We start from the raw sequence: 23,222 nt of genomic DNA on the forward strand, positions 1-23,222 counted from the left end.
GTGCATCCTTCAACAAAGCGATCCCATAATATGACTTCTTCCCAACGCACACTTTTATTTTTTTACCGCCTCATATCTCAATTTATCTTCAACAAACTGATTTATAAAGATATAATCATCATTTTACCTATTGTAATAAAACCCTCAATACGATGAATTTTTCTCATTTCAACCCCATCGAGGAACATTTGTAAATCCTTATTGATGAAAGAGTATCCCATGATTTTAATTATAGGGAGAATAATATTGCAAATGGAGCCGTTACAATATTCACCTTGGCTTTGTGCCAAAACGTGAAAACACGTGTATACATCTTTCAGCTTGATTGAGAATCAAGCAACAATACAAGCAGCACAAAAGCGTATTGTTGAAGAATGGAGAACACAGAATAAATCAATGTAATTGACCATAAAAAAACCCTTCATGCGTAAAATTTTACAGGCGTTCTTCAACAGTGTTTTACGACAAAATAAATCCATCCGCTTTCATCAAAAACAAAGTTAAACATACCCCCTAAAAAAGGAAGGTATCTTATGATGCACTCTCAAATATCAAGAGCAATCGCAAATAGGAAATGAGCAAAGTGTTTGATAATGCTAGCTTATTTCCATAAATATAAAAACACCGCTACGCAAAGATGCCAATACGCAAAAATGTTGGTACGCAATGAATTCTATACCTTATCACGAGTAACACTATGAAATGGGTGTGGAAACGATAAATCATATTTCTTTACCGAAAACGGGTACATGATTAACACCATAGCATTCTTGTTCTTTACACAGATATTAATTCTTTCTCTTGCTTTTGCAGTCAACAATAGCGCATAACAAAAAATAGGATAAAGCTAAAAAGAAGAGGTTAGAGATGAAATTTTTTGTGGATAGCGCCAATATTGAAGAAATTCAAGAGTTACAGAATTTAAGCCTTGTTGATGGTGTTACCACCAATCCCTCTCTTATCCTAAAATCAGGACGCAATATTCTTGATGTTACAAAAGAAATTTGTGCTCTCGTTAGCGGACCTGTTTCTGCTGAAGTTGCAGCAACGGAATTTGAAAGCATCATGAAAGAAGCAGCTGTTTTAGCAAAGATTGCCGACAATATTTGTATCAAGCTTCCTTTAACACTCGATGGATTAAAAGCCTGTAAAGCCCTCACAGCAGCAGGACTAAAAACAAATCTCACACTTTGTTTTTCTGCCAATCAAGCCTTATTAGCCGCCAAAGCAGGCGCAACATTCGTTTCACCTTTTATTGGTAGACTTGATGATTGTGGAAATGATGGAAGTGAACTGCTTCATGAAATTCGCACAATTTATGATAACTATAACTTTGAAACACAAATCTTGGCCGCTTCAATCCGCACCGTTAATCATGTCAAAGAAGCAGCACTCAGTGGTGCTGACATTGCAACAGTTCCACCAGCAATCTTAAAAGCACTGGTCAAACACCCTCTCACCGACAAAGGGTTGCAAATATTCCTCGACGACTGGAAAAAAACAGGACAAAATATTGCTTAATATCTAGAATTTTTATTGGAAAGATCTTTTGAAAGTAACAAAAAGATCTGTTCAGCCAACTCTTCCGCAACACGTTTTTTTGCATCTTCTTCTGCTTGCAGCGTTGCATATTCTTGACGAAGTCGCTCAAAAGATGCATTCATCATTGCTGTTCCTTTTGCAACAAGAGTATTTTTCATATCCTGCAAAGTGTAAGAAGCTCTGCTCATAACAGTTCCAACAGAAGGTCGTCCCTTTCTCTTTTTCTCGAAATCAACCTCTATCTGCATAGATTCTCTTGTAAAGACGGATATCTGTAATGCCAATTGATAAGCAGGTAGAGAAGGTTTAGCATCATTTCCATACAAAAGAAAAAGCAGATGGTTGCGCACCATTTGTCCAAAACGATCCGAAGGTTCTTCCACAACAATAGAAGCAAGCTTTTGCGCTAATCCCAAAGAAGCTTGTCCAGAAGGGTATCCAGAAGCAGGATTCCCATAAGAAGCAGAATCCATTGTCATTGCACTCTGCAACTCTTGACGGTAAAGCGGTTCAACTTTGCATCCACACAACAGTGTGAATACACCAGCTAAAATGACAAGAATAGAACTTCTAAAAAACGACATTCACAATCCTTTGTGGAACAACAATGATTTTTTTCACAGGCTTTTCAATTAGCTGCGCCTTTACAAAATCTAACGCCAAAACCGCTTCTTTAATCATCACCTCATCAGCAGTTGCTGCAACGCTCACCTCACCACGTTTTTTACCATTAATTTGTACTGGCAAAGTATAGCATTCCGCAACGGTTAACGTGGGATCATAAATAGGCCAAGCAAGCGCAGATATTAAATTTTTTCCCCCTAAAGCAGCATGACATTCTTCTGCTAAATGGGGCATCATGGGTGCAATCATAGCAAGAAAAAAATCCATAGCTTGACGTAAAGAAGCTTTCATTTCATCGTCAACACTTTCTATCCTATTTAACAACGGCGCCATAATATTCAAGAATTCATAAAGGCGTGCAATAGCCCGATTAAAAGCGAATTTTTCCAAATCATCTTCTACAGCGTGGAGCGTGCGATGTGCGACCTTTGAGAGTTCCAAAGCCGCTCCCTGATGCCCTGCACAAGGCGCCACATCCTTTAAAATAGAAGCACTCACAGCCACATGGCGCCAAACACGCTGTACAAAGCGATGTGCACCTTCAACACCAGATTCTGTCCAAATGACATCCCGCTCGGGAGGAGAATCTGACAACACAAACCAACGCACAGTATCAGCGCCATAAGATGCAATAATATCATCAGGATCAACGACATTCTTTTTTGATTTTGACATTTTCTCAATCAAACCAATCGTCACTTCACTTTGATCGGTTAATTTATAAGCACACCGCTTTCCATCTTTTTCAACAATGGAAATATCCGCTGGAGAAACCCACCCTTGATCATCTCGATAGGTTTCATGCACCACCATACCTTGGGTAAAAAGCCCCTTAAAAGGCTCATCTACCGTCACATGACCGACCAATTTCATAGCACGCATAAAAAAGCGCGCATAAAGAAGATGCAAAATCGCGTGCTCAATTCCACCAATATATTGTTGCACAGGCAACCATTCAGCTGTTGCTTGTTTATCAACAGGTTCCTGCGCAAAAGGAGCCGTAAAGCGTGCATAATACCAAGAAGAGTCAACAAATGTGTCCATGGTATCGGTTTCGCGTTTGGCCGGTTGACCACAGGAAGGACAAGTAACATTTTGCCATGTTTCATGTCGTGCAAGAGGATTGCCCGGTTGATCAAAAGTAACATCATCAGGCAACACAACCGGTAAATTGGCACGTGGAACAGGAACAACCCCACAAGTTGTACAATGGATCATGGGAATGGGGCACCCCCAATAACGTTGCCGTGAAATCCCCCAATCACGCAAACGAAATTGCACTGTTTTCTTCCCTTGCGGTTGCCCATTGAGCATTTGTTTTTCAAGCTTTTTAGCAGCTTCTTCAAAAGCTTGTCGGGGTGTCAAACCATCCAAAAAACTGGAATTGATCATCACCCCATCACCCGTATAAGGTGTTTCAGGTGTGACAAAATCTTCTGCTTGCTCTCCTTTTGGCAAAACCACGGGTTTTATTGGAAGATCATATTTACGCGCAAAATCGAAATCTCTCTGATCATGAGCTGGACAACCAAAAACAACCCCTGTTCCATAGTCCATAAGCACAAAATTCGCGATATAAACAGGAATATGTACTGTTGAATCGAAAGGATGAACTGCCAAAAGGGGCGTGAGAAACCCTTGTTTTTCAGCTGTTTCAAGTGCTGCCGTTGTCGTTCCACCACACCGACAATTTTCAATAAAATCACTCAACGCTTTGTCTTTTCTTGCCAAAGCTTGTGCAATAGGATGATCAACAGACAGAGCCAAAAAGGAGGCACCAAAAAGTGTATCAGGACGCGTTGAATAACAAACAACCTCATCAAATTTCTCACAAACATCATCAGCATCACCTGTCGACTTTAAAGCCCAACGAATCAGCAAACCTTGTGATTTTCCAATCCAATTTTTTTGCATGGTGCGAACTTTTTCAGGCCACTGTTCAAGCTCTTCAAGCCCTGCCAAGAGATCTTCACTAAAGTCGCTAATTTTGAAAAACCACTGCGTCAATTCCCGCTGTTCAACCAACGCACCAGAACGCCATCCCCGTCCATCAACCACCTGTTCATTAGCCAAAACAGTATGATCAACGGGGTCCCAATTCACCTTAGCCACTTTACGCGCAACCAACCCCTTTTGATAAAAATCAAGAAACAGCATTTGCTGGCGGTGGTAATATTCCACATCACAAGTCGCAAATTCCCGAGTCCAATCTATCGAGAGCCCTAATTGTTTTAATTGCCCACGCATCACCGCAATATTTTGATAAGTCCAAGTTTTAGGGTGCACTTTATTTTGCATAGCAGCATTTTCAGCCGGCATCCCAAAAGCGTCCCACCCCATAGGATGAAGCACATTAAACCCCTTTGCGCGTTTATAGCGTGCCACCACATCCCCCATGGCATAATTGCGCACATGCCCCATGTGAATGCGCCCAGAAGGGTAAGGAAACATCTCTAAAACATAATATTTTTCACGAGCATCTTCTTGGACAGTCTGAAAAATTTTCTTTTCATCCCAAATTTTTTGCCATTTTTTTTCTCTCGCCCGTGGATTATAGCGTTCGCCTATCTTATAATGCTCAATCGTCATTCCCATTATACTCTTTTAATAAAACTGAACCAAAAAACTTGTTTTATTATGCTTGACCATGGATTAACCTCATCGTCAACATTTTCGTGAAATATTTCCCTAAGTATTTTATAAAACTTTAAAAAAAACGACCAACTCTTGAACAAAAACGGTAAAGCACAAACATATGAAGATACAAACTCCCCTTGATGCCCCTTCCATTGAATCATGGCAAAACCTTCAAAAAGATATTGCAGCAATATGCCAAGAGTTACAACGCCCTGTAGAAGAAATTGAACTTATCGCTGTTTCAAAAACTGTTTCTGCTATTGATATACGACCCCTTTTGCAAGCAGGCCAATCTTTGTTTGCAGAAAACCGCGTACAAGAAGCAGCACAAAAATGGCCTGCTTTACGTCAACAATTTGAAAATATTAAACTCCATCTCATCGGTCCCCTACAATCAAATAAAGCTGCTGAAGCTGTCAAAATTTTTGATGTTATTCAAACGGTTGATCGTGAAAAAATAGCCAAAGTTTTGATGGAAGAAATGCAAAAGCAAAAAAAGCATCTTCCCTGCTATGTTCAAGTCAACATTGGGTTAGAACCGCAAAAAAGTGGTGTTGCACCCCAAGAAGTGATCCCTTTTGTTTCTCAATGCAAAAACAACTATGGACTCGATATCATCGGTCTTATGGGCATCCCCCCCTTAGACGAAAATCCCGGTCCCTATTTCGCACTGTTAGCAAAGCTGGCAAAACAAGCCGGTCTTCCAAAACTTTCCATGGGCATGTCCAGTGACTTCAAAACCGCTCTACAGTTTGGCTCTAACGTCCTTCGCATTGGCTCTGCTTTATTTGGAAAACGCCCTGTTTAAAGCCATTATGTAAATTCATTCTCCCTTAACACAAATTCCCATTGAAAATTCTACGAACAAGCCAAAAACAGCAGAAATGAGAAAAATATTCCCCTCAATCTCAATAAAGGAGCAATTCTAGCAAAAAAGATTCCAGTCCCTCTTTCATCCTGTTAGCAAAATAAGCAAAAAAGCTAGTCTTCTCAAATTTCTCACCGGCACATCCACAACCCGTACAATAGCTTCAAAATAGTATTGAAATTTGGCTCTCATATTCTCGCACATTGGTTCTACTTCACCTCCCCTCTGACCGCCTCTCCACCAAAAGCACGCAAAAAAGAAATCCTGAATGTAAAAGCAAAATAACAAAAATAGAGGCGTTGCACATGAATGAAAAAACTGTCGCGAAATAAATAATTGCAAAAAAATATTGACTACGATTATCGCAATGATTGCCATTAAAAACCACGAATTCTCTTAACTTCTCCAACACGCGTAAACAATTTCCCCACATGCCAATGGCATAAAGCAGACAAAAAGAGGCTTATGGTTGCATAATACAGTAACAAAACTCTTTCATGTAAGCCACTTAGCAAAATAAACATCTCAAATGCCCAATAGAGCACCAAAAGCCGCGCTAAACAACATGAATAGCAATCTATAAAGTCTAACGATAGCATAAAGACTTTCTATGCTCTACAAAGCGTAACATACGATCAATATTCGCCTGAAACATAAAAGAACAAATCCCAAGCATATGCGCATAATACATGCAGGCAAAACAATGGCAATGAGATAGATCCCAATAACGATATTTCTTTATCGTTCTCGTAAACAAAGAGAAAAACTTCAACTTTTCATATACGCAATTTTTCTAAACTTAAACTTCAATTAAGAAAAAATATGGTGTCATTTCTTATATCTTAAAAAAATTATAAGTAATATTATTATCTTTTTAAGAATAAAATTTTATATATACATAATGTATATATGATTTATAAAGTATTTTTATTGTTATTTTTAAAATTTATCTTTGACATTTTTCTAAAAATACGCGATAGCCATTTGAAATGTATCATTGTGATACTACTTTTAATGTAGATAATTAAGGAGAATTAATATGTTTGGTTCATTCAACACATTCGGTCATATGGTGACAAAGCCTTCTTTTGGTCATTCGCACAATTCAAGACCTACTCATGGAAATGCATGCAGTCCTAATGCTTTTCTTTCTCACATGAATGCACAAGGTTTTGACTATGCAGTTGCAGGAGGGATAACCGGAGCAGCATTGGGAGCTGCAACTGGTCCAGGTGCACTTATGGGTGGACTTACTGGTGCCACGACTGGTTTCTTCGGAGGTTTTGGTTTAGGGTTCGTACAGAAAGTTCATGAGTGTTGGTTCTAATTTTTAGAGAGCAACTATAAAGATATCTCTGAAGTTAATAATTTGTAATTTTTTTCGAAAAATATCTAAATTATATTATCTACAATTATTATTGAGACGGACTTCAGAGATATTTATAATTTGTAATTATATTATAATTTGGATTGCGTGATGACAGATCTTATCTCTAAAATTATTGAAACGCTTATAGCAACATTTTTTTTTTGGTTTAATATATCTTTTTTATTATAATTTTATTTCTTATAGTTGGAAAGATTCTCTAAAAAAATCATTATTAATAAGCTCAATATTCTTTCTTGTTAGTCTTTTATTTAACTATATTGGTTTATATCAAATTCTGAGAAATATTTTATAATAGACATTTTTAAAATGTCTTAGTGTGTTTATAAAAAGCTCTATACCGCAATAGGTTTTGCTATATTTGAGTATCCTAAAAACATAGAATACCTTCTTTAATATCATCACATCAGATTTAAAAATTGACTATTCTAATCTTTGTCATTTAGTCTAACCTCACAATAAAAAGCTTTTGGAATAACTCTGCCAAAATATAAAAATACAATGGCTGATTTTTCTAAAAAATAAAAAGAGGGAAACATGACTGAAAAAATTTATCCAATATCAGAAGAGATCAAAAAAAATACTTTACTCGATGAGGAAACTTATCAACAATGGTATCGAGAAAGCATTAATGATCCAGAAAGCTTCTGGGCAAAACATGGTCAACGCATTGAATGGTTTAAACCTTTTACAAAAGTAAAAAACACTTCTTTTAACGGAGATGTCTCCATTCAATGGTACGAAGATGGGATAACAAATGTTACCTATAATTGCATTGATCGCCACCTGAAAACCCATGGAGACAAAATCGCGCTCATTTGGGAAGGAGATAATCCTTATCATGATAAAAAAATAACCTATAACGAGCTTTATGAACATGTTTGTCGTTTTGCCAATCTTTTGAAAAGTCGTGGCATTAAGAAAGGCGATAAAGTAACCATTTATCTTCCTATGATTCCCGAAGCAGCCTATGCCATGCTTGCTTGTGCCCGCATTGGAGCCATTCATTCGGTTATTTTTGCTGGCTTTTCTGCTGAAGCAATAGCAGGACGCCTTGTCGATTGTGAATCAACCTTTATGATTACCGCTGATCACGGCTTGCGTGGCGGCAAACGGATTAACTTAAAAGACAACGTTGACCATGCCATTGAGATAGCCGCGCGCCAAAATGTGCATGTGGACCAAGTTATGGTTATACGGCGAACTTGTGACCCCATTCAATGGGTAGAGGGGCGTGATTTTTGGTACCACGAAGAGATAGCTCATACCCAAAGAGACTGTCCAGCAGAACCCATGAATGCTGAAGATCCACTTTTTATTCTTTATACTTCAGGCTCAACCGGCAAACCCAAAGGTGTTTTGCATACCACAGCAGGCTATCTTATTTTTGCCTCGATGACTCACCAATATGTTTTTGATTACCACCCCGATGAAGTTTACTGGTGCACAGCTGATATTGGTTGGATAACCGGTCATTCTTACTTGGTTTATGGACCTTTATGCAATGGTGCGACCACTTTAATGTTTGAAGGCATACCAACCTTTCCTGACAAAGGCAGATTCTGGGAAATTGTCGACAAGCATCAAGTCAATACACTCTATACCGCACCAACAGCTATCCGCGCCTTAATGGGAGCAGGAAATTCGTTTGTTGAACACTCAGACAGAACATCGTTGCGTCTTTTAGGCACAGTAGGAGAACCTATTAACCCAGAAGCATGGGAATGGTTTTATCATATAATTGGAAATGACCGTTGTCCGATTCTCGATACATGGTGGCAAACAGAAACAGGGGGGCATATGATCACGCCCCTGCCCGGTGCAACCCCCCTCAAAGCAGGATCGGCCACACGTCCTTTCTTTGGTGTTCAACCCCAAATTGTTGATGCCCAAGGCAATGTTTTAGAAGATGAAGCAGAAGGCACTCTTTGTATCAGTGATTCATGGCCCGGACAAATGCGCACACTTTATAAGGATCATGAACGCTTTATTCAAACTTATTTTTCCTCCTATAAAGGAAAATATTTTTCAGGCGATAGCTGTAGGCGCGATAGTGACGGTTATTATTGGATCACAGGACGGGTTGATGACATACTCAATGTTTCAGGGCACAGGCTAGGAACCGCTGAAATTGAATCAGCGCTTGTTTCGCATCCCTCTGTATCAGAAGCAGCTATTGTGGGTTACCCGCATCCCATTAAAGGACAAGGAATTTATAGTTTTGTGACCCTCATGGAAGGAACAGCGCCAAGTGAAGAATTGCAAAAAGACCTTATCAAGCATGTGAGACAAGAAATAGGTTCTATTGCCATATTGGATAAAATTCAGTTTGCTCCGCAGCTTCCCAAAACACGATCAGGGAAAATTATGAGACGTATTTTACGAAAAATCGCTGAAAACGATTTTGATACTCTCGGAGATATTTCAACCCTTGCCGAACCACAAGTTGTTGAAGATCTGATTGCCAACCGACAAAATTAAAGAAACCATGGTTTAATGCACAATACCACCGGTAAGCTTTAGCCTTTTACTGAAATAAACCTAGCATTTTTGCTAAAGCTACCGGTAAACATCCAAACCAGCACCACTATTCTGTTTGCAACCCAAAATATTGCCACCACTCTTATAATATAATCCTTAGACAAGGTATTGATTTATAATGATAATTCACTGTTTTGTATGTTGAATGAGAGTCTCGAATAACGTAGGATTCTCTCATTTCAAAGCTGTTTATCTTGAATCAATCAAAACCACTCATTTGCATATAACAAGTGGGATGAGTGTGTGGATCAAATTTGTATAAAAAAGGAATAAAATAGCTTTTATGAACCGTCTTAATGCAAGATCTGTCGCAACATTGGGGAGCTGGCAAATATAATGATGGTGCCAGCTTGTTACTTCATAAGAGATATATTTAAACTTCAGATGTTTTTATCCACACACACACATTTCAAGTCGCAAACGAATGCCATAAAAAACTTACCATAAGTAGTAAATTTTACTGTCGGTAAAACTTTTTTATCAATTTATCAAATTGTAAAATGATAAACTATTCTTATAAATCAATCTATTTCAGCAAAAGAAAAAACAATAAACAGACTTTCAAAGTCTTTGAAAAAAATAGTTTTTTCCATAACCAATAAAAAACAAACTAAAGATTAAAATTATAAAAGATGCGCTTTAACGCACATTAAAGCGAAAAAAGCACAAGCCCCATCAACCACAAAACGAGTAAGATCAAGATCAAATCGAAAAACAGGTAAAGCAGTTCTTATGTTTCTGCTAGAAACGCCTTGGAATTCCTGCTAAAATCATAAATAAAGATAAAATAAAGCAATATAAGAGATTTTTACAAACAATACTTCTCAAGCACAAATTAAGAAATATTGGAGGCTGTGAAGCATGAATAAGATATAAAAATAGGAGCAAAAGTTCTGAAAGTAATACACTATAAAAACGGAAGTGGTAACGAAAAGTGATTCATTTTGAAAATGTCGGCCTACGCTATGGAATGGGCCCTGAGGTCCTTCGTGATATTAGCTTTCATATTCCTCCTGGATCATTTCAATTTCTCACAGGTGCCTCTGGAGCAGGGAAAACGTCGCTGATGCGTCTTATGTTTTTGGCACTCAAACCCACCCGCGGTCATATTGATCTCTTTGGAACAGACACAGCATTACTCAAACGACAAGAGCTCCCTGCGCTGCGACAACGTATTGGGGTGGTTTTTCAAGATTTTCGTTTACTCGACCACATGACCACTTATGAAAATGTCTCCTTACCTTTACGCATTAAAGGACAAGAAGAAGCAACCTATCGCAGTGAAGTGGAAGATCTTCTCTGTTGGGTAGGTCTTGGAGATCATATTCATGTTTTACCACCGGTTCTTTCCGGTGGGGAAAAACAAAGGGTAGCCATTGCACGCGCACTCATTGATCAACCTGAAATTCTACTTGCCGATGAACCCACCGGAAATGTCGATCCGCCCTTGGCAAAACGCCTACTGCGTTTGTTTATTGAATTAAATCGTTTTGGAACAGCTGTTATCATTGCTACCCATGATATTGCCTTAATGGAACAAGTTGCAGCACGGCGTATGCTTCTCCATAACGGACGGATGACGATTCATGAATAAGTCTTTCCCCATTTTTACAAGCAATAAAAAAAATACAACAGCGATTATTCCCAGTGGTAATATTTCTGGAAAAGCATTAGTTGCCGTGATTGCTATTATGACATTTCTTTCAAGCCTCACCTTAATCGGTGTTGATTTGGTCCAACGTGCCGCCCAAAATTGGAGTAATCAGATTAGCTATGAAGCAACAATACAAATACGCCCCATTGACAATGTTGATATCAACAAAGCACTCCGTGATGCCGTACAATTGGTTAAAACATTTTCTGGTGTACAAGATGCAAAAATTGTTGACCAAAAAGCTACAGAAAAGTTACTGGAGCCATGGCTTGGAACAGGCTTCAATGTCAATGAACTACCCCTTCCCCGCCTCATCATTGTGACCCTGAAGAGAGATGAAAAAATCAATTTTGCAGCCATTAATCACGCCATTAAAACCCAAATTCCAGGAGGTCAATTTGATGATCACCGTGTTTGGGTTCATCGTTTTGCGACCATGGCACACACCACTGTTTTCATTGGTTTTTCAATTTTAGCATTGGTTTTAGGCTCTCTTATCCTCACCATCATTTTTGCCACCCGCAATGCATTGGCAGAAAATACACATATTATCAATGTCTTATATTTCCTTGGTACTGAAACTCTTTTCATTGCTCGCCAATTTGACTGGCATTTTTTTAAAACTGCGCTGCGTGGTGCTTTATATGGTGGTCTCACAAGCATATTTCTATTTTCAGCCTTTTGTCTCTGGACGAATTATAACTTGGGAAGAGTAGAAGCTAGCCAAGTAACAGCTTTGTTTGGACATCTTTCCATAAGTTCCATCCCCTACGGAAAAATCATTTTTCTTATTATTTTCGTTTCTTTTCTCACCACCCTTACAAATCGCATGACTATTTTAGCGCAACTGAAAAAAATCGATCAATGTGAAAACGGTTTATTTTAATTTATGACTCACAACACTTTCAACTCATTGACGCAAAACAATTTAGAACGTCCTCTTCCAAAACGGCCCCACTATAATAGTTGGTCTCCATGGCTTTTATTTCGCTATTTTCCACCGACAACCCTTACTCTTTCAATCATTGTTTTAATTTTCTGGGGCGGTTTTATTATTTTTTCTGAAAAAACTGAACGACTCTCTCCCCCAACACCTCTCCCCAAAGCGGATGCCATTATCGTGCTTACAGGCGGAGAAAACCGAATAGAGACAGGACTTAATCTCTTACAAAGGGGGCTTGGTTCACGTCTCCTCATCAGTGGCGTAAACACCACAACCAATCTGAAAAGTCTCATGTACAACATGCATATTACCCCACGGCTTATCTCCTGTTGTATTGACATCGGGCATCAAGCGATTAACACCAGAGGAAATGCTAAAGAAAGCGCCGATTGGATCAAAAAACACCACTATAAAACCCTTTATATCGTCACCCATGATTACCATGTGTGGCGCTCAATGCGAGAACTTAAATATTTAATGCCTGATATCCATTTCATTGCCTATCCTGTTAAAAAGAACAATGCTGAAAGCGCAATACAACAGATCAATCAAATCCGCATTCTTATATTCCAATATATTAAAACGCTCCAAGTCTATATCAGAACCGCATTCTGACCTTTCTCCCTGATCTTTATTCTTGTGACTTTAAACCTTGCTACCCTCTGACTGCTTTACCCTTCTCTCCATACCTTTCCACACGAATTACCGCCATAAAAGCCCGCCAGAACTTCCCCCCATACAAAGCACAACGCCCCGATACACGTGTCACTGTCTTGCACATTAACCAAAAAACATCTCTTACATCCCAAACTTGATCTCACAACACGTGATCTATCTAATGCCATCCCCAATATAGAAGACAGCTCTTGTAAATAAATCTTCCCAGATAGCTATAAAATCAAACTTGTCATAAAAATCTATTTACACCACTGTCTTACCCTTCATAAAAAATGCAAACCGCCCCACCCTATATTTTGCCACCCCCCAAGTATTACGATAGCTCTTAAACCTCTTGGGATGATTGGTAAGAGGCATGCATTACGCCTTTCTTAAACACGAACATACCAACCTCATATGACATGCAAAGAAGTAATTTTAATAGATTTAAAATAAGAAAATTTATAATACTTAGATTTCTCATTTAACAGAGAGAACATTAAACTATCATTATAAGTCAATATATTAGTAACAATCTCTTATTCTAAAAAGCATCTTCATAAGAGCATTTTAGATCACAGATAGGAATAAGCTCAAAACGCACACCGCGACAAATACCCTACATTTTTTATCGCAATCTTTTTTGAAATCATTTCGCTCTCTAAGATCACTTTTTGTCTGGTTTCCTCTCCCAAAAAGAACGAAAATTTTTAAACTCTATTGATCTGTAAACAATAATAACTCAGCTTCTTGTCTAACGCGTTCCACCTGCTCACTTCAATATCAGAACATCTCAAAAGACAGATTTCATGAGAATTGTCATTTCCTCTCAACATCTCAAAAGGCGACGATTCTTATTAGCAACGATTTGTAAACAATCCACTTTCTCTGGACAAGTTCCTCTCAGCTTCCCCATTTATATGGTTTACTCACATAAAGCTCGATAAGAAAACCCTGCCTGAGAATATTCATCACTGCCGCTAAAGCTCATGCGTCATAATTTTAGCGACCTCACTGCCTAAGGTGCTTTATCACATACAATATATTGATTTATAATGAAAATTTATTACGCTACAACTTGAATGAGAGCTCTCAATATCATCAGATTCTCTCATTTCAAATCTGTTCTCTATTGAATCAATCAAAACCATTTTCTTGCACATCACATAGGACTTGCACATCACAAAGGAAGAGAGCCTGCGCAGCGTAAAACTGTACAAGAAAGACATGCCTCTTATGGACTTGTCTCAAGTGCCAAGGGCTGTCGCAATACCCACGAGCTGGCAAGGTGTATGATAGTGCCAGTTTGTTACGACTCAACACTTTTTTACCGCACAATGGATAATTTAACCTTTTCAGTTTCTCTCACTTCCAATTTTGGCAGGTTGCGCACAATTTTCATTGTTTCCAAGCTTACAGTAATAACCCGCTGAAACAATTCCAATGGATAAGCTGGATTACCCACCGTTTCAACAGCATAGCGATTGGCATCATTCACAATCCCACTCGCTTTATCCGTTTTGACAACCTGCCGCTCCATAACCCATTCAAGAGCAGGCCTGCCATTGATCACATACTCATAAGCTTCAAGAGGAATATTCTGCATCGTGATATGCGCATTATAAATCACTGTGCTTTTGTCAATAGCACCACGCTTACCAGCAAATTTCATTGCTTCAACACGATAAAAACTCTTCTCATCAGAAATCACCCAAGTTCTTGGATCACCCTGTTTATAGGTAACGGGATAGGGTTCAACTTCTTCATAATTCATATGCAAATCACCAAGCTTTCGCCCCGCTGTAACAAAAGCCCAAAAATCCTCTACCTTTTTAACTGTTGGAATACGCGGCAATTGTTTAGACAGATTATGCGCATAACGAGCACGATAATCTTCAGAATGCAAAATCCCATAAACATAATAAAACAAATCATCCTTTGTAATCATTTCACCAGGATAAGCTGCCTTAAAATAAGCCAACCCTTCATCCGTAAGAGCATCACGCCGCTGTAAACCAGTTTCTTTGCTTTCCTCTGCAAAATTTGCAAACAAATGAACCTGATTCCCTTTTTTAGCTCCTAAGGGTGCAACATCTTCATAAACATACCGTGGAAAACATTGACCAGTATCCATTGCATGAAGATTAGATAAATTCTTAGTCATCAGAACAGAAAATCCACTGCTTGCTCCAACTCCCGTAACTTGTATTACTCTGTTTTCAACCGCTTGCTTCATAGGGAATATACGCGGCATTTGATATACTCTTTCGTTAAAAGTACGGTTATAATAAAGCCATTGTTGTGTAAAAGGACGATAAAGACTTTGAACTAAGCAATTACTTTCAAATTCAGAAAACTTTCCTCTTACCAATTCCTCTTTAAGACTACTGCTCCAACTGATTTTTTGGGTATCTGTATCAACAAAATCGTTCACAGCATTTGCACGTGCTTTGCGGTCAGAATGCGCATAAACATTATTAAAACGTTCCACTTCATTGTTATAGAAAGTTATCGTGTTACGCATATTCTTCGCTAGATTTTCACGGCTTGAATTATATGCCCAGGCATCGCGAGTAGTTATAATCCCACGAGAAAACGTTTCAAAGAGCTTTTTATCACTGCCTTTCTTATCACCTAAGGCCAGAAATTTTTTAAAATCACTGTTGCGCTGATTCAGCCAATCGCCATATTCATCTGGCGTAATCATCTGCCAGCCGTGTTCACGCTTGATACCGCCAACACTACCCAACCGCTGAAGTTGAGATAATTTCTCCTTTGTCGTGAGATTATCACCAATATTGTAATAGTGAATTTTGCAATGCTCCGTGACATTTGGATTTTTAATAAATAGTGTCACAGCGATTCCTGCCATACTTCCACTTCCGAAAACATTTTGCCCTTCTCGAGCAGCTCCTTTGCTCATCATATTTTTGCGAATATCACCACGCAAATTGAAAACATAAATGCTCGAAAATTCTTCATTCAATTCTTTTCGTAATCCACTCGTAGAATATCCATTGATAAAACCTGAATTTGTCACAAAACCAATAACACCACAGTCTTTTATGCGATCACTTGCCCAACGAATGGCACGAATATAACTGTCATAAAGTCCATTAACATTGCTTGCTTTGGATTGAGCAGCATAAGTTTCACGAATGCGACGATCCAATTTAGGATAGCCAATATTCTGCGCATTGTCGTTTTCACTTTTTTGTCCAGAAGAATAAGGGGGGTTGCCAACAATAACACGAATATCCAGTTCCTTCTGGTGCGCCCGACGTGTACTGTTATCCACCAGCAAATCACTGATCAGGTCTTTTTCTTGCTCATAAAGCTGGAATGTATCGGTCAAACAAATTCCCTCAAACGGAACATAATCGCCCCCCATCAGACCATGATAGGTCGTCTCAATATTAATGGCTGCAATATAATAGGCTAAAAGCACGATTTCATTGGCATGAATTTCACGACAAAATTTGTGTTTCATCTCCTCTAGTTTTATCAAACCCGATTGTAAAAGCCGTGTGATAAAAGTCCCCGTTCCAGTAAAGGGATCCATGATGTGCACACCCGATGAGCCAAGCGTTTGCCCAAATTCTTGCTCTAATACATCATTGACAGAGTGCAAAATAAAATCCACAACCTCGACGGGGGTATAAACAATGCCTAATTTTTCTACAGTGCGTGGAAAAGCATAACGAAAAAACTTATCATAAAGCTCTACAATCAACCTCTGTTTTGCTTTTGGATCCGTAATGCCACTGGCTCGTAATTTTACACTTGCGTAAAATTTTTCCAGATCTTTGGATTCCTTATCAAGATTTGCCTCATCAAGCACATCAAGCATACGCTGCATAGCACGCGAGACAGGATTCTCACGTGTGAACTGATAGCCTTCAAACAACACCTGAAAGACAGGACGCGTGATAATATGCTGTGCCAACATCTCAATCGCATCAGCTTCTGTAACAGCATCATTTAAGTCATCACGCAGTTCTGCCACAAACCTGTCAAAGGCTTGACGCGCCTCAGTATTTGGCTCTGCCAGAATGCCTGTTAAGCGCGTGATATGATTCTTAGCAATTTCAGCAATATTGCTCGCCCAATCCTCCCAATAATCACGTGTCCCACATTTCTTAACGATCTTTGCCAAAATCGCACGAGAAAGTTCATCTACGCAGAAAGAAAGCTCCTCGTTTACCTGCTCTGTAAGAAAGCAATCATGCTCCAGACTTCCAATTCCCGCTCGTGCAGGCTGTGAGCGAACCGGAAGATTGTCTACAACAGCCGTAACAGCCTGTAACTCAGTGCTCTGCGTGACACCAATAATCTCAATCACATTGCTGATATCTTGCCCGAGGGATGCCTTATTAATCGTCGCATCAAAACGATCATCATGCGCACGCAAAGCATTTAAAATTTGCCAGATAACCCGATATTTATCATTGTTGTTCAAAGCCTGTTCCACTGGAGTATCAGGAGGAATACCAATTGGCAAAATGACATATCCCATCTTTTTACCTTCAGAGCGACGCATCACCCGCCCAACCGCTTGCACAACATCAATCTGGCTTTTGCGTGGATTTAAAAACATGATCGCATCAAGAGCCGGAACATCCACCCCCTCAGACAAACACCGAGCATTGGTCAAAATACGACAAACATCCTCACCACTATCAGCTTTCAACCAGTCAAGTAATGCACCACGATCCTTCGCATTAAAAGTGCCATCAACATGCTCAATTTCACACTTCAGAAAATGCTCATTTTCTGTATCCTCTTTCGTATAATCAAGATATTCTCTAACAACCGTAGAAAACTCATCACGCACAAGTTCAGAACTTTTAATAGTTTTACAAAACGCTAAAGCACGATGCATAGGATATAAATCCGCACCAACATCAGCCTTCATATTTTGTTTTGTCAAAGCCTTATAACAGCCAATAATCTTTGTTGCATCATCAAGAATAAGCTCAGTATCGCTATCACTAAGGCGCTTCTGAACAGCGGAACTGACCAATTTTTCGTCCATTGCTAAGACAATAACCTTATAATCTGTTAAAAGATCATTTTGTACTGCCCATGAAAAACCCCGATAAAAAAGTGTTTTACCAAAAAGCTTTTCATCATCCATAGAAGCAAGAACAGCATTAACTTCATTCGCGCGACTTTTTGCGTTATCACCAAAAATACGTGGTGTCGCTGTCATATAAAGGCGTTTCTTGGCACGAATAACATCATTGGAATGCACCTTAACAAAATTGGATTCATCCTCGCCCACCAGCGTTGCCCCTGTTGTACGGTGCGCTTCATCACAAATGATAAGATCAAATGTTGGCAAACCATAGTTTTTCTGAGCATCAGCAATCACCTGAATAGATTGATAGGTTGCAAACACCACGATCATCTTATCTGCAACACTCTTCGCCACCTGTTCTGCAAGTTTAGCAGCATCGGTTGTCGCCGGAAAAGCAAGATCAAACACATCAATTTCAGCAACATCATCACTATTTTTACGACGCTTTCCCACTTGTGTATCGGAACAAACAGCAAAAGATCTCAATCCGATTCCTGCATCCGTTGTCCATTCACGAACCGTCTGTGACATCAGTGCCAAGGAAGGAACAAGAAACAAAACAAACTTGCCTTCACCCGCCAAATCCTCAGCAATTTTAAGACTGGTAAATGTCTTACCAGTACCACAAGCCATAATAAGCTTCCCCCGATCTGCTTGAGCAAGCCCAGCACGCACATCACGCAATGCTTCCAATTGATGTGGACGGATTTTCTTTTTATCCTCCAAAACAACTTTGCCCTGGGCTGCAAAAGTTTCCCAACGGATCGGACTTTGTTGTATATCGGAAAGATTAATCCGTATAACAGGAATATCCTGCCCCCGTATCATTGTTTCAGCGTTATCACTCCAAGTACTTTCAGTACTATCTATAATAACACGCCGCTTGAATGGAGCTTTCCCTGATGCCGAAATAAAACTATCAATATCTGCTTTTCTAATCCGATAGGCTGCATCATAAAATTTACATTGGATTGCCGCAAAACCCCCTCCATCACGAAGCTTTGCCACAAGATCGATACCAGTATCACGACCATCCCAATCATTTTCATGAGCCCAATCTTTAAAGGTTTGAACCTTCTCATAACACCCAGACTGAAGAGGATCATGTGTCAGATAAGCAAGAGCAAAACGCTCAAAATATGTACCTTTATCTCGTTCGGTACGCGCTTCATCACGATAGCTCTGTAAAAGCGATTGCAGCGTCGTCATGCTTTTCTCTCTATTAAAAACATCTTCAATTATCGAATCTAGACCTATTCATTAATGCCTCTTGTTCTACCCAAAAAACTTAAAAAAAGCTTAAAATTGCTTGATTTTAAGATATTTCTTCTATGCTTAATTAAATCAACAAGAGAGAATCTTTTGATCTTTTTGAGTATCCCCCAAATCATATGATGCATTTATTGATGTCTATATCCCTATGGAAATAAACGGTAAGGCGTGATGATTTTGAAAATATTTTTTGCCTTTTGTTAAGAATACACAATAAAGTGCGCAATAATTTTAGGATTTAGCTTAAGAATGAGAGGAGGAAATGGATAGGACACCTGCGAACACACAAGACACCAAGGAAGAAACTCTACACACAAAACAGCGCATTTTACGAACGATCATGCATATAATTTCACTATAATACGCAAAATATTAGTCGTGATATTCAAAATATTGATTTTTGAAATATTTCTTTTTCTTTTGTTCTTTCGTAGACTAATTATTCGCTTCTTATACTTTATAGCGGGTGGTTTTAGAATTCTTTTTTATATGTACAATATATTGATTTATAATGATAATATAGCGTCATTCATATTAAATTAGAACTCTGAATAACGTAAGATTTTCTCATTTCAAATCTGTTTATCTTGAATCAATCAAAACCACCTGCTTGCACATCACAAGCGGGATGAGTGTGTGGAGAAAAACTGTACAAGAAATGACTAAAAATGGCTCTTATGAACCGCCGCCTTAATGCAAGGTCTATCGCAACACCCACGAGCTGGCAAATATAATGATGGTGCCGGCTTATTACTTCATAAGCGTAAAGATGGAGGTGCTCAATAGATTTACCATGAACAGCGTCGCAAAATAGGCTTGGATACCTTGAGAAATGTTTCTTTAAAACAAGAGTGTTAATGTGCAACACAATGGCGCTCTGTATCGAACTTGTAGCAGGAGGAAGAATACCATACCAACTAGACATACCATTGCTCATCACTAGCGCCATTATGTTCTTTAGCAGCATAACTGCAGCTTGGTATTACTATGCTCTTACTTCATCTCACATCTGCTGAATATGAGCTTATTCTTTTTCAATAAATGAAAGCCCCTTTCATTTATACATCATTCAAAATAAGAAGTTATCCGCCTCTCAAACTTTTTGTCGTCCTCACCAAACTCATGAAATCAAACCCGCATCTCACGGTATTAGTTCCTAAGATCACGCCCCCTACCGAGTATCTGACGGCATCCTTACCCTAGAAACTCAAATGGTTTGTTTATCCTTCAGCTCCAAAATCATGAGATAAGGCAGAAAAAAGCGATGCCTTAAACAAAATATTCTAAAGAAAGCTAAGTTACTCGCATAAAGGAACAGAAAATGGCTGTGTCTTAGGTCACATTTTAAAACTTGAGCACGATCATAATTTATTTGCATAAACCTAAACACCTATAATTTGCACCACCTTCTGCAAAACTAAAAGTGAGAAATCCTCATAACCTCTTTTCCGAAAATCTTAAAAAGACTAAACGAAACCTCTTAAACTGCTCAACTATCTCGATACCAGTTCATTTTTTTGGAAGAACGGAGGTTTAAGCTGTTTTTGGCATCAACCTTCTTTTTTGTTCTTTTGTTTGTTAGCAGATATACTATTCCCTCGCCTCTTTTTAGGTTAAATCTTAAGAATCGCCGCGCAGTATATTTCATTTGTCCTCCTCTTCACATCTCAGAAGACGAGAATTTTTAACAAAATTCAGTCTGCAAGCAATCTCATTCTAACGGGTTCTATTTAATTTCTCCTTAATAGGATTTACTTCCATAAGACTCGACAAGAAAGATTTAAAATATTCATCATGCATTCTCAAAACATTTAATGCCTCAAGAAGGCTTATATGCCTACCATATCTCACATGATGGGGTGCCCTATAAAACGTTCACCTCTAGTGGTACGCTCCACTTAATGAACAAAGCGTTTTCTAAAATAGAGCAGCAAATAATGCTAAACTTTTTCCATTCATGTTTCGCTTCATAAATGCTTCATCCAAGTGGAAAGCATCACGAACAAACATGCCCCAATTGATAAAGCTTAATCGCGTGAAAGAGCGACAACAGGGTCAAGCCGTGAAGCTTGCCGCGCTGGAGAAAAGCCAAAACATATTCCTATGAGGGTTGAAAAAGTAAGAGACATAATGATCGATTCAATAGTATAAACCAAATGAATAGGTGCCTTAAACAGAAGAAACAAGCCACCGATAGAAAGTCCAAGCAAGATCCCCAAACCACCACCAATCACACAAACCAAAATCGCTTCAATGAGAAATTGCTGTAAAATATCACTTTGCCGTGCACCAACTGCCATACGCACGCCGATTTCATTGATCCGCTCAGAAACAGTGACCAACATAATATTCATCACCCCAATACCCCCCACAACCAAGGAAATAGCTGCAATTGAAGAAATTAAAAGTGTTAAAATATTTGTACTCTCCATAACACGTTCACGGAAAAATTCAGAATTTCTAATGAAAAAATCCTCCCCGCCATGCCGCATAATGAGAAAACGTTTTATCATGGTCTCCGCTAAATGTGAATCAATATCATCAGCAATCCTAACAGTAATCGCACGAACTTCTGTTGTACCAAGAAAACGCGTCTGCACTGTTGTATAGGGTAAATAAAGCTGTAAAGTATTTGATGTATCTCCACTTGCATTATTTTGCGAATCAACAACACCAATAATACGCGCAGGAACATTACCCACATTCACCACCTTTCCAAGGGGGCTTTCATGGCTATGGGGGAAAAGAACAGACAATGCTTCTTTCTCGATCACGAGATCAACCGCCCGATCATGGACACTTTTTTGATCAAAAAACTGTCCTTTGAAAACTTTGAGCCCCTGTGTCTGAAAAAATTGTTCTCCCACCCCCGCAATAATGGCATTGACTTCAACTGCACCAAAACGCACTTTCGAGCTTGCTGAAATCTGTGGTGTTACACCAGAAACATAAGGTAATCCAGACAAGGCTTCTGCATCAGCTTCAACCAAACTGGTTATTTTTTCTGCTTGTGGATCAGAAAAACTTTTACCAGGAAAAATGGTTAATGTATTAGTACCCAAACTTTTAAAATTTTCCAGAATTTTCTCTCGTGTACCATTCCCTAAAGCCACCATAGCAATAATCGCCCCAATACCGATAATCACCCCAAGCATTGTTAGAAAAGTCCGCATGCGATGTGCATTCATTGCCAACAGAGCCATCACAAACGCCTCACGGAATCGCTCAACAAAAGAACGAAAAAAGCCCAGTTTTTGTTGGCCTTTTAGATTTTGTTGTTCCTGAAGAGATTTTCCACCAACTTTTGTTTTTGCAACCTTTGACCGCTTATCAGCAATAATTTCCCCATCACTGATTTCGATAATACGCTCTGCTCTTTCAGCCACCTGCATATCATGGGTTACAATGATAATGGTACGCCCCTCTTGATGAAGTTCATCCAAAATATGCAATACTTCTTGCCCACTCTTTTTATCCAATGCACCAGTTGGCTCATCCGCAAGAATGACCTCCGCATTATTCATGAGCGCCCGAGCAATAGAAACACGTTGTTGCTGACCACCAGAAAGCTGATTTGGACGATGATTTATCCGATCCCCCATGCCCAAACGCGTTAAAAGATCCTGTGCCCGCTGTTTCCTTGCTTCCACGGCACATCCCGCATAAATAGCCGGAATTTCAACATTACCAAGAGCTGTCAATTCATTCAACAAATGGTAACGCTGAAAAATAAAACCAAAATGATTACGTCGCAAAGCCGACAATTCATCCGCAGAAAGAGAAGCTGTTTCTTTACCAGAGATCCAATAACGACCAGAAGTTGGACGATCAAGACAGCCTAAAATATTCATCAAGGTTGATTTACCTGAACCGGAAGCACCTACAATTGCCACCATTTCACCACGTTTAATGGTAAGATTGATGTCTTTCAAAATGGTAACAAACGCTTCGCCCGCAGGAAATTTGCGCACAATATTTTCCAAGACGAAGACAGCATCTGCTTGATTTGTGCTCATG

The 23,222-nt window shown here is 39.1% G+C and carries 11 protein-coding genes and 1 pseudogene; 8 read left to right on the forward strand and 4 right to left on the reverse strand.

Annotation, left to right across the window (positions count from 1 at the left end; all coding sequences use genetic code 11):
• Positions 1 to 867: 867 nt before the first annotated feature.
• Positions 868 to 1,521: a fructose-6-phosphate aldolase gene (fsa, locus tag ACFIMS_RS00520; RefSeq protein ID WP_375613172.1), complete on the forward strand. Its 654-nt coding sequence runs from the start codon at positions 868 to 870 to the stop codon at positions 1,519 to 1,521.
• Here fsa and ACFIMS_RS00525 read toward each other — a convergent pair.
• Together ACFIMS_RS00525 and leuS are read right to left on the reverse strand one after the other, a co-directional pair.
• Complete coding sequence (locus ACFIMS_RS00525; protein ID WP_375696274.1) at positions 1,518 to 2,126, reverse strand: hypothetical protein; 609 nt, start codon at positions 2,124 to 2,126, stop codon at positions 1,518 to 1,520. The two genes, fsa and ACFIMS_RS00525, sit on opposite strands and share 4 nt — an antisense overlap.
• A complete protein-coding gene (gene leuS / locus ACFIMS_RS00530) occupies positions 2,113 to 4,755 on the reverse strand; it encodes a leucine--tRNA ligase (RefSeq protein ID WP_375696275.1) in 2,643 nt (880 codons plus the stop codon). The genes ACFIMS_RS00525 and leuS overlap by 14 nt, the downstream gene beginning before the upstream one ends.
• A 166-nt stretch (positions 4,756 to 4,921) precedes the next feature.
• Here leuS and ACFIMS_RS00535 point away from each other — a divergent pair, with 166 nt between their 5' ends.
• From ACFIMS_RS00535 to ACFIMS_RS00560, 6 genes are all read left to right on the forward strand, one after another.
• Positions 4,922 to 5,611 (forward strand): YggS family pyridoxal phosphate-dependent enzyme, encoded by a 690-nt coding sequence (locus ACFIMS_RS00535; protein WP_375696276.1) that lies wholly within the window; start codon positions 4,922 to 4,924, stop codon positions 5,609 to 5,611.
• Positions 5,612 to 6,710: 1,099 nt separating this feature from the next.
• Positions 6,711 to 6,998 carry a hypothetical protein gene (locus ACFIMS_RS00540; RefSeq protein WP_375671751.1) on the forward strand — a complete coding sequence of 96 codons (288 nt, stop codon included), beginning with the start codon at positions 6,711 to 6,713 and terminating at the stop codon, positions 6,996 to 6,998.
• Between the two features lie 597 nt (positions 6,999 to 7,595).
• The gene (gene acs / locus ACFIMS_RS00545; RefSeq protein WP_375696277.1) at positions 7,596 to 9,539 is read left to right on the forward strand and encodes an acetate--CoA ligase; all 1,944 of its coding nucleotides are present in this window, start codon (positions 7,596 to 7,598) and stop codon (positions 9,537 to 9,539) included.
• A gap of 994 nt (positions 9,540 to 10,533) precedes the next feature.
• Positions 10,534 to 11,193 carry a cell division ATP-binding protein FtsE gene (ftsE, locus tag ACFIMS_RS00550; RefSeq protein ID WP_273723097.1) on the forward strand — a complete coding sequence of 220 codons (660 nt, stop codon included), beginning with the start codon at positions 10,534 to 10,536 and terminating at the stop codon, positions 11,191 to 11,193.
• Positions 11,186 to 12,139 carry a cell division protein FtsX gene (locus tag ACFIMS_RS00555; protein ID WP_375611715.1) on the forward strand — a complete coding sequence of 318 codons (954 nt, stop codon included), beginning with the start codon at positions 11,186 to 11,188 and terminating at the stop codon, positions 12,137 to 12,139. Before ftsE ends, ACFIMS_RS00555 begins: the two co-directional genes overlap by 8 nt.
• Positions 12,140 to 12,142: 3 nt before the next feature.
• On the forward strand, positions 12,143 to 12,811 hold the full coding sequence (locus ACFIMS_RS00560) for a YdcF family protein (protein ID WP_375696278.1): 669 nt from the start codon (positions 12,143 to 12,145) through the stop codon (positions 12,809 to 12,811).
• A gap of 1,369 nt (positions 12,812 to 14,180) precedes the next feature.
• Here the strand turns inward: ACFIMS_RS00560 and ACFIMS_RS00565 are convergent.
• On the reverse strand, positions 14,181 to 19,142 hold the full coding sequence (locus ACFIMS_RS00565) for a DEAD/DEAH box helicase (protein ID WP_375696279.1): 4,962 nt from the start codon (positions 19,140 to 19,142) through the stop codon (positions 14,181 to 14,183).
• Positions 19,143 to 19,873: 731 nt separating this feature from the next.
• On the opposite strand from ACFIMS_RS00565, the pseudogene ACFIMS_RS00570 reads away from it, so the two are divergent.
• Positions 19,874 to 20,060, forward strand: a pseudogene (locus tag ACFIMS_RS00570) (integrase); the annotation flags it as partial.
• A gap of 1,172 nt (positions 20,061 to 21,232) precedes the next feature.
• Here ACFIMS_RS00570 and ACFIMS_RS00575 read toward each other — a convergent pair.
• Positions 21,233 to 23,221 carry a MacB family efflux pump subunit gene (locus tag ACFIMS_RS00575; RefSeq protein WP_375645575.1) on the reverse strand — a complete coding sequence of 663 codons (1,989 nt, stop codon included), beginning with the start codon at positions 23,219 to 23,221 and terminating at the stop codon, positions 21,233 to 21,235.
• Position 23,222 lies beyond the last annotated feature (1 nt).

The organism is Bartonella sp. AP331QHHD (assembly GCF_042195905.1).
Classification (GTDB): Bacteria; Pseudomonadota; Alphaproteobacteria; order Rhizobiales; family Rhizobiaceae; genus Bartonella.